Annotated in this window: 8 protein-coding genes; all 8 read right to left on the bottom strand. The window is 61.9% G+C overall.

All coding sequences use genetic code 11. The features are described from left to right. Nucleotides 1-207: 207 nt before the first annotated feature. The 8 genes from P3T18_RS29170 to serC all read right to left on the bottom strand — a co-directional run bounded on the left by P3T18_RS29170 (nt 208) and on the right by serC (nt 8,896). Nucleotides 208-534 carry an integration host factor subunit beta gene (locus P3T18_RS29170; RefSeq protein ID WP_429303408.1) on the bottom strand — a complete coding sequence of 109 codons (327 nt, stop codon included), beginning with the start codon at nt 532-534 and terminating at the stop codon, nt 208-210. A 22-nt stretch (nt 535-556) separates the two neighbouring features. Next, nucleotides 557-2,290: a 30S ribosomal protein S1 gene (rpsA, locus tag P3T18_RS29165; RefSeq protein WP_429303407.1), complete on the bottom strand. Its 1,734-nt coding sequence runs from the start codon at nt 2,288-2,290 to the stop codon at nt 557-559. 151 nt (nt 2,291-2,441) lie between these two features. After that, nucleotides 2,442-3,128 carry a (d)CMP kinase gene (cmk, locus tag P3T18_RS29160; RefSeq protein ID WP_429303406.1) on the bottom strand — a complete coding sequence of 229 codons (687 nt, stop codon included), beginning with the start codon at nt 3,126-3,128 and terminating at the stop codon, nt 2,442-2,444. Between the two features lie 34 nt (nt 3,129-3,162). Beyond that, complete coding sequence (gene aroA / locus P3T18_RS29155; RefSeq protein WP_429303405.1) at nt 3,163-4,467, bottom strand: 3-phosphoshikimate 1-carboxyvinyltransferase; 1,305 nt, start codon at nt 4,465-4,467, stop codon at nt 3,163-3,165. A gap of 19 nt (nt 4,468-4,486) precedes the next feature. After that, the gene (locus P3T18_RS29150; RefSeq protein ID WP_429303404.1) at nt 4,487-5,428 is read right to left on the bottom strand and encodes a prephenate dehydrogenase; all 942 of its coding nucleotides are present in this window, start codon (nt 5,426-5,428) and stop codon (nt 4,487-4,489) included. 48 nt (nt 5,429-5,476) lie between these two features. Then, entirely contained in the window at nt 5,477-6,589 is a 1,113-nt protein-coding gene (gene hisC, locus P3T18_RS29145) for a histidinol-phosphate transaminase (protein WP_429303403.1), read from the bottom strand. Between the two features lie 78 nt (nt 6,590-6,667). Continuing rightward, a complete protein-coding gene (gene pheA / locus P3T18_RS29140) occupies nt 6,668-7,750 on the bottom strand; it encodes a prephenate dehydratase (protein ID WP_429303402.1) in 1,083 nt (360 codons plus the stop codon). 63 nt (nt 7,751-7,813) lie between these two features. Next, nucleotides 7,814-8,896: a 3-phosphoserine/phosphohydroxythreonine transaminase gene (serC, locus tag P3T18_RS29135; RefSeq protein ID WP_429303401.1), complete on the bottom strand. Its 1,083-nt coding sequence runs from the start codon at nt 8,894-8,896 to the stop codon at nt 7,814-7,816. Between the last annotated feature and the right edge of the window lie 39 nt (nt 8,897-8,935).

Below are 8,935 nucleotides of genomic sequence, written 5' to 3'. Positions count from 1 at the left end.
GCTTGGCTTGGCTTGGCTTGGCTTGGCTTGGCTTGGCTTGGCTTGGCTTGGCTTGGCTTGGCTTGGCTTGGCTTGGCTTGGCTTGGCTTGGCTTGCAAAAGTCTGGGCGAAAAAAAAGCGCCCGAAGGCGCTTTTTCTGGTCTTTTGCCGTCTGGCTTTGGCCGCTGACGCTACCAATGCCACGCTGCAAACTACACAGCGAAGCACTTACAGGTCGTCGTCATCCGGCTCTTCGGCCTTCAGCGGCTCGCCCGAACGTCGATCGACCCGCTCGCGCAATTCCTTGCCCGGCTTGAAGTGCGGTACGTGCTTCTCAGGCACCAACACTTTTTCGCCCGACTTCGGGTTGCGCCCGACGCGGGAGGGACGACGATTGAGGCCGAAGCTGCCGAAGCCGCGAATTTCGATGCGATGACCGTTGGCAAGCGCCTCCGACATCGCATCAAGCATCGTCTTCACCGCGAAATCCGCATCTTTAAGTACAAGCTGCGGAAATCGCGTAGCCAGCTGGGCGACCAATTCCGATTTGGTCATACTGCAGCAGACCTCTTAAGGCTTACTGGTTCTGGCCGTCGAGCTTGGCCTTCAGCAGCGCGCCGAGGTTCGTCGTGCCGGTTGCAGCCGAGCTCGAATCCGACGAAGCCAGGCCGCGGATCGCTTCCTGTTGCTCAGCCGAATCCTTGGCCTTGATCGACAGGTTGATGCCACGCGATTTGCGATCGATGTTGATGATCATCGCGTTGACCTTGTCGCCTTCCTTCAGCACGTTGCGAGCATCTTCCACGCGGTCTTGTGCGATTTCCGAAGCACGCAGGTAGCCTTCGACTTCCGCCGACAGCTGAACCACTGCACCCTTCGCGTCCACCGTCTTGACCACGCCGTCGACGATCGAACCCTTGTCGTTCATTGCAACAAAGTTGCTGAACGGGTCGCCTTCGAGCTGCTTGATACCCAGCGAAATGCGTTCCTTCTCGACGTCGATGCCGAGAACGATCGCTTCCACTTCGTCGCCCTTCTTGTACTTGCGAACCGCTTCTTCGCCCGTTTCCGACCACGACAGGTCCGACAGGTGAACCAGACCGTCGATGCCGCCCGGCAGACCGATGAAGACGCCGAAGTCGGTGATCGACTTGATTGCGCCTTGCAGCTTGTCGCCCTTCTTGAAGTTGCGGCTGAAGTCGTCCCACGGGTTCGGCTTGCATTGCTTCATGCCGAGGCTGATACGGCGGCGGTCTTCGTCGATCTCGAGAACCATGACTTCGACTTCGTCGCCCAGTTGCACAACCTTCGACGGTGCAACGTTCTTGTTCGTCCAGTCCATTTCCGACACGTGAACCAGGCCTTCGATGCCCGATTCGACTTCGACGAATGCGCCGTAGTCGGTGATGTTGGTGACCTTACCGAACAGGCGCGTGCCCGACGGGTAACGGCGCGAGATGCCTTCCCACGGATCGTCGCCCAGTTGCTTGATGCCCAGCGAGACGCGGTTCTTTTCTTGATCGAACTTGAGGATCTTCGCGGTGACTTCCTGGCCAACCGACAGAACTTCGCTCGGGTGACGCACACGACGCCATGCGATGTCGGTGATGTGCAGCAGGCCGTCGATGCCGCCGAGGTCCACGAACGCGCCGTAGTCGGTGATGTTCTTCACCACGCCTTCCACGATCGCGCCTTCCTTCAGCGTTTCGAGCAGCTTTGCGCGCTCTTCGCCTTGGGTTGCTTCGATCACGGCGCGGCGCGACAGCACGACGTTGTTACGCTTGCGGTCGAGCTTGATGACGCGGAATTCCAGCGTCTTGCCTTCGTACGGCGTCGTGTCCTTGACCGGACGCGTGTCGACGAGCGAACCCGGCAGGAACGCGCGGATGCCGTTGACCATGACGGTCATGCCGCCCTTGACCTTGCCCGTGATCGTACCGGTCACGAGTTCGTTGTTGTCGAGAGCCTTTTCCAGCGACAGCCACGAAGCCAGACGCTTCGCCTTGTCGCGCGACAGGATCGTGTCGCCATAGCCGTTTTCCAGCGCGTCGATCGCGACGGAAACGAAGTCGCCCGCCTGCACTTCTACCTCGCCCGCGTCGTTCAGGAACTCTTCGAGCGGGATGTAGGCTTCGGACTTGAGACCAGCGTTGACGACCACGAAGTTGTGGTCAACACGCACGACTTCGGCGGAGATAACCTCGCCAGCGCGCATGTCTTGCTTGGTCAGCGACTCTTCGAACAGAGCCGCAAAAGATTCGGTATTCGGGTTGGAAGTTTGCAGGTCGGACATAAAAATCAAAATTTGCATGGTTCTCGCGGTGCCCGGCTGGCCGGGACGGTCAGCAATTTCGGCTAAATGCGAATGCCACGCGGGGTTAAAGGGTTAATACACGCTTCGCGACAATTCGCGAAGCACCTACTGACAACTGACTTCTACTGCACCCGCAGCACGACTTTTGTCACGCATGAGGGACTAATTCTTCATACCACTGCACTACTTGCTGGACCGCCTGGTCGACCGACAAAGCGGACGTGTCAAGCAGCTTTGCATCCGCTGCAGGCTTGAGTGGCGCGGCTGCGCGCTGACTGTCACGCTCGTCGCGCTCACGCAAATCCCGAAGCAAGTCATCTATATTAGCAGAAAATCCTTTTTGGATCAATTGCTTATGCCGACGCGCCGCGCGGGCCTCGACACTGGCGGTCATGAACACCTTCAGCGCGGCATCCTGGAAGATGACGGTGCCCATGTCGCGGCCGTCCGCGACCAACCCCGGTTCCTTGCGAAATGCCCGCTGACGCGCCACCAGCGCGGCTCGCACAGGCGCATGCACGGCGATGGCCGAGGCGCGGCTACCCACTTCCTCCGCACGGATGTCCGAAGAAACGTCGACGCCGTCGAGCTGCGCCAGGCCTTCGCGGAACGTGATGTGCAGGTCGTCGATGAGCTGCACGAGTGCGTCGGCGTTGTCTGCGGGAACGTCGTAGCGGAGGCTGGCCAGCGCGGCCAGCCGGTAAAGCGCGCCGCTATCCAGCAAATGGAAGCCGAGGCTCGCGGCAACCAGCGCGGCCACGGTGCCTTTGCCGGAGGCACTCGGGCCGTCGATCGTAATGACGGGCGTCTGGTGAAAGGGACGGGTCGGTTTCATCGAAAAAGTCGCACGTCAGTCGATTCAGGTCGAATCAGGGTTGGGCAAGCGCCGTGAAGCGCTCGAAGTAATCCGGGAACGTCTTGCCGACGCATTTCGGGTCGTTGATCCGGATCGGCACGCCACCAAGGCTGACGAGCGAAAAGCACATGGCCATGCGGTGATCGTCGTAGGTGTCGATCGCAGCGTTCGGAATCAGCTTTTCGGGCGGGGTGACGACGAGGTAGTCCTCGCCCTCTTCCACTTTGGCGCCGACTTTGCGCAGCTCGGTCGCCATCGCGGCGATGCGATCGGTTTCCTTCACGCGCCAGCTCGCGATATTGCGCAGCGTGGTCGTGCCGTCTGCAAAGAGCGCGGCGACGGCGATCGTCATCGCCGCGTCGGGGATCAGGTTGAAGTCCATGTCGATCGGATCGAGCTTGCCGTTGTCGTTGCCGACACCGCGCACTTCGATCCAGTCGTCGCCCATCTGCAGGTTCGCGCCCATCTTGATGAGCGCGTCGGCGAAACCGACGTCGCCCTGAATGCTCGCGCGTCCGACGCCTTCCACCTTCAGCGGGCCGCCGCCGAGTGCGCCGGCCGCGAGAAAATACGACGCCGACGAGGCATCACCTTCCACCATGATCGTGCCCGGCGACTGATAGCGCTGCCCGGCCGGCACGATGAAACGATGCCACTCATGACGCTCGACCTTGATGCCAAAGCGCTCCATCAGCTTGATCGTGATTTCGATGTAGGGTTTCGAGATCAGCTCACCGTCGACCTGCACGGTCGTCACGCCAGATTCCGTGCGCAGCAGCGGTAAGGTCATGAGCAAAGAGGTCAGAAACTGGCTCGACACATCACCGCGCACACGAATCGGAGCCTCGGCAGCGATCTGCGCCGGACGGATCCGCAGCGGCGGATAGCCTTCGTTCTCTTCATAATCAATGCGCGCGCCGATCTGCCGCAAGCCGTCGACCAGATCGCCGATCGGCCGTTCGTGCATGCGCGGCACGCCGTGAATCCGGTAATCGCCGCCGTTGACCGCCAGCGCCGCGGTCAGCGGACGAACCGCCGTGCCGGCGTTGCCGAGAAACAGGTCGGCCGTACGTGCCGTGAACGCGCCGCGCGTGCCGGTGACCACGCAGGTATCGCCTTCGCGCTTCAGGCGCACGCCGAGCTTTTCCAGCGCGTCGAGCATGACGCGCGTGTCGTCGGAGTCGAGCAGGTTGGTGATCGTCGTTTCGCCTTCGGCGAGCGCGGCCAGCAGCAGGACACGATTCGAAATGCTTTTCGAACCAGGCAGACGAACCGTGCCGGATGCACGGGAAAAAGGTCCGAGATCGAGGAATTCCATGATTGAGTCCAGTTTCCGGTTATTTCGACGCGTCGGACGGCGCCGCAGACGCGCTGCGGTGCTCCTGCCACTCGCTGCGCGCCACGCGCGAGCGCGCGAAGACCGCTTCGAGCGCGGGACCGTCGGCGGCGTCGATCGCGGCACGCAGTCGCGCGAGCACCGCCGTGTAGGCGTCGAGTTCTTCCAGCAGCGCAACGCGATTCGCGACGCATACGTCGCGCCACATTTCCGGGCTCGACGCGGCGATTCGCGTGAAGTCGCGAAAGCCACCCGCGGCGAATGAAAATTTCAGAGCGGCGTCGGGCGATTCGAGAATCTGCTCGACCAGCGCGAACGACAACACATGCGGCAAATGGCTGACCGACGCCAGCACACGATCATGCTGCTCAGGCGACATGTCACGCACCACGGCGCCGGTGGCTCGCCACATGGCGGCAATGCGCCCGACGGACGCCGACGCATTTTCCGGCAACGGACACAGCACCACGTTGCGATTCACGTAAAGATCGGGCAACGCGGCATCCGGGCCGCTTGCTTCCCGTCCGGCAATCGGATGGCCGGGCACGAACTGGCCGATCCGCGCGCCGAGCGCCGCGCGTGCAGCCGCGACTACGTCGGCCTTGGTGCTGCCGGCGTCCGTGACGATGGTGTCTGCGTCGAGGAACGGCGCAATGCGTTCGAGCAGTGGTTGCGTCTGCGCGACGGGCGCGGCCAGTAACACGAGATCCGCGCCGGACAGGGCGTCGCGCAAAGCAGCGTCGTCATTCAGCGCCGCGGCGAAGTCGATGACGCCGAGTTCGAGCGCGCGCGCGGTAGATGCCGGCGAGCGACCGACGCCGATCACGGTGCGCGCGCCATCTGTTTCGCCGCGCTCGCGCAACGCGCGCGCAAGCGATCCGCCGATCAGGCCGACACCGAAAATCACCAGCTTGTTAAAAGAAAACGCGGCCACGTCGGTCACAGTAAAAGCGTGTCTTCGTCGGAAAACACGGGGTTCCAGATTGATTGCTTATTCTGCGGCAAGCGCCTTTTCCAGCGCCGCGATAAACGCTTCGTTTTCTTCCGGCAGGCCGATCGTGATACGCAGCCACTGCGGCAAACCGTAATTGCCGACCGGACGCACGATCACGCCCTGCTTGAGCAAGGCCAGATTCACGCGATTGCCCGCTGCGTCGTCGTTGCCCACGCGGACCAGCACGAAGTTGCCGTCCGACGGCACGTACTCCAGCTTGAGCTTGTCGAACGCTTCGGTCAGGCGCCGATAGCCTTGCGCGTTCAGTGCCGCGCTCTTTTCCAGAAACGCCTGATCGTTGAGCGCCGCGATGGCAGCGGCTTGCGCCAGCGTGTTCACGTTAAACGGCTGACGCAGACGGTTCAGCAGATCGGTCAGTTCCGGTTGCGCGATGGCGAAGCCGACACGCAGACCCGCCAGACCGAACGCCTTCGAAAACGTGCGCGACACGAGCAGGTTCGGATAACGGCGCACCCACGCGATGGAGTCGTAGCGCTTTTCCTGCGGCAGATATTCCGTGTACGCCTCGTCCAGCACGACAACCACGTTGCGCGGCACCTTTTCCAGAAACGCTTCGAGCGCCGCGCCTTCGATAAACGTGCCGGTCGGGTTGTTCGGATTGGCGACGAAGATCAGGCGGGTGTCGTCCGTGATGGCGGCGAGCATCGCGTCGAGATCGTGACCGTAGGCCACCGCCGGCACGACGATGGCGCGCGCGCCGACGCCTTGCGTGGCCAGCGCATACACGGCGAACGAGTACTGCGCGTAGACGATCGATTCGTCTTTCTGCACGAACGCGTGCGCAGCAATTTCCAGGATGTCGTTGCTGCCGTTGCCCAGCGTGATCCAGTCAGCCGGCACGCCGTAACGCTCGCTCAAAGCGGCTTTCAGTTCGAACGCGTTCGCGTCCGGATAGCGGCCGAGTTCGCTGGCGGCTTGCGCCATGGCGCGCTGGGCCGACTCCGGCATGCCGAGCGGGTTTTCATTCGACGCCAGCTTCACGATAGTCGCTTCGTCGAGACCGAACTCACGCGCGACTTCCGAAATCGGTTTGCCGGCGATGTAGGGCGCAATAGCGCGCACATAGGAAGGACCGAAAGACGCTGTCATGAAATCTCCAAACGACTTGTAAATGATGAATGTGTGACCGGCTTATTGTGCCCGCGGCGGCAAGCGCCGCCTTTCGCATTAACGGGCGCGCGGATACGAACCGAGAATCTTGAGGAATGCCGCCTTTTGTCCGAGTTCGGCAAGCGCCGCGGCGACAGCGGGATCGTCGCGATGCCCTTCGACGTCGATGTAGAAGTAGTACTCCCACGTGCCGACGCGCGCCGGACGCGATTCGAAACGCGTCATCGAAACACTGTGACGGGCCAGCGGTTCGAGCAGCTTGACCATCGCACCCGGCTCGTTGACGACGGACACGATCAGCGAGGTCTGGTCGTAGCCGCTCGGCCCTGCCGGCTGTTTGCCGATCATCACGAAACGCGTGCGATTGTGCGGATCGTCCTGGATCAGTGCGTACGCCACCTGCAAGCCGTAATGCGTGGCCGCGCGATCGCCGGCGATGGCCGCGACCGTCGGATCTTCAGCGGCCATGCGCGCCGCCTCCGCGTTGCTCGACACCGCCTGGCGCTCCAGATGCGGTGCATTCGTGGACAACCAGCGCTGGCACTGCGCAAGCGCCTGCGCATGAGCGCACACGCGCGTCACGCCCTTGAGCCCGCCGCTGAGCGACAAAAGATTGTGGTGGATCGGCAAGGCCAGTTCGCCGCCGATCGTGAGCTGCGTTTGCAGCAGCAGATCGAGCGTGCGCGAGACCGCGCCTTCGGTCGAATTCTCGACCGGCACCACGCCGAATTCCGCCGCGCCCGCTTCGACCGAACGGAACACTTCGTCGATCGACGGACAAGGCAGACCTTCGATCGACTGACCGAAGTATTCGTGCATGGCCTGTTCGCTATACGTGCCGACCGGACCGAGATAAGCGGCCTTGATGGTCTTTTCGAGCGCGCGGCTCGCGGCCATGATCTCGCGCCAGATCGCGCTGATGTGCTCGCTCGCGAGCGGGCCTTCGCTCATGCCTTGCAGACGCGCGATCACCTGCTGTTCGCGCTCGGGCCGGAAGACCGGCGCGTTGAAATGCTTCTTGACCTCGCCTACTTCGAGCGCCACCGCGGCGCGCTGATTGAGCAACGCGATCAGTTGCGCGTCGAGCGCGTCGATGCGTTCGCGAAGAGGTTTGAGTCGGGTATTGAGTTCGTCGTCCATGCGTGAAAACGGCCCTGCCGGGTAACTACTTGAAAGGATGCGCGTGCCTGATGTCTAAAACGATCAGGCGTTGCGCTGTTCGAATTCCTTCATGTATTCGACGAGCGCCTTAACGCCTTCGAGCGGGACGGCGTTATAAATTGACGCCCGCATGCCGCCGACGGACTTGTGGCCCTTTAGCTGCACCATTCCCCGCGCTTTCGCGCCGGCGAGGAAATCTTCGTTGCGCGACTCGTCCGCGAGGAAAAACGGTACGTTCATCCGCGAGCGCGAGGCGCGTTCGACCTTGTTCAGATAGAAGCTGCTCGAATCGATCGCGTCGTACAGCAATTGCGATTTTTCGAGGTTACGCGCTTCCATTGCGACGAGGCCGCCCTGCTTCTTCAACCATTTGAACACCAGCCCCGCGATGTAGATCGCATAGGTGGGCGGCGTGTTAAACATGGAATTGTTCTCGGCGACGGTCTTCCATTCGAACGCCGACGGGCAGATCGCCTGCGCGCGATCCAGCATGTCTTCACGCACGATCACGACGGTCACGCCGGCCATGCCGATGTTCTTCTGCGCGCCGCCGAACAACACGCCATATTTGGCGATGTCCATGGGACGCGACAGGATATGCGACGACGCATCGGCCACCAGCGGGATATCGCCGAGGTCCGGAATCTCGAACGTCTCGACGCCGTGGATCGTTTCGTTCGTGCAGAGATGCACGTAAGCCGGATCGTCCGAGAGTTGCCATTCGGAACGGCCCGGTGCGCGCGTGAAACCCTCGGCCGTCTGACCGCTCGCGGCAAGATGCACCGTGCCGTACTTCTGCGCTTCCTTGAGCGACTTCTGCGACCACGAACCCGTTACGACGAAATCCGCGCGCTGCTTTGCGCCCATCAGATTCATCGGCACGATGGCGTTCTCGCCGAGACCGCCGCCTTGCAGGAACAGAATGCGGTGACTTGCCGGCACTTGCAGCAGGTCGCGCAAGTCGGTCAGCGCTTCTTCGTGGATCGACATGAACTCCTTGCCGCGATGGCTCATTTCCATCACGCTCATGCCACTGCCCTGCCAGTCGAGCATCTCGTCGGCTGCCTGACGCAGCACTTCTTCGGGCATAGCCGCTGGGCCGGCGGAGAAATTAAAGACGCGCATCGTGAGATCCTGGAAGCTGGCGCGAAAAAGAAAATCGCG

The organism is Paraburkholderia sp. GAS199, from assembly GCF_050436585.1.
In the GTDB taxonomy this organism is placed as follows: domain Bacteria; phylum Pseudomonadota; class Gammaproteobacteria; order Burkholderiales; family Burkholderiaceae; genus Paraburkholderia.
The sequence above is the reverse complement of the archived record's forward strand: the minus strand, read 5'-3'. Positions and strand labels throughout refer to the sequence as shown.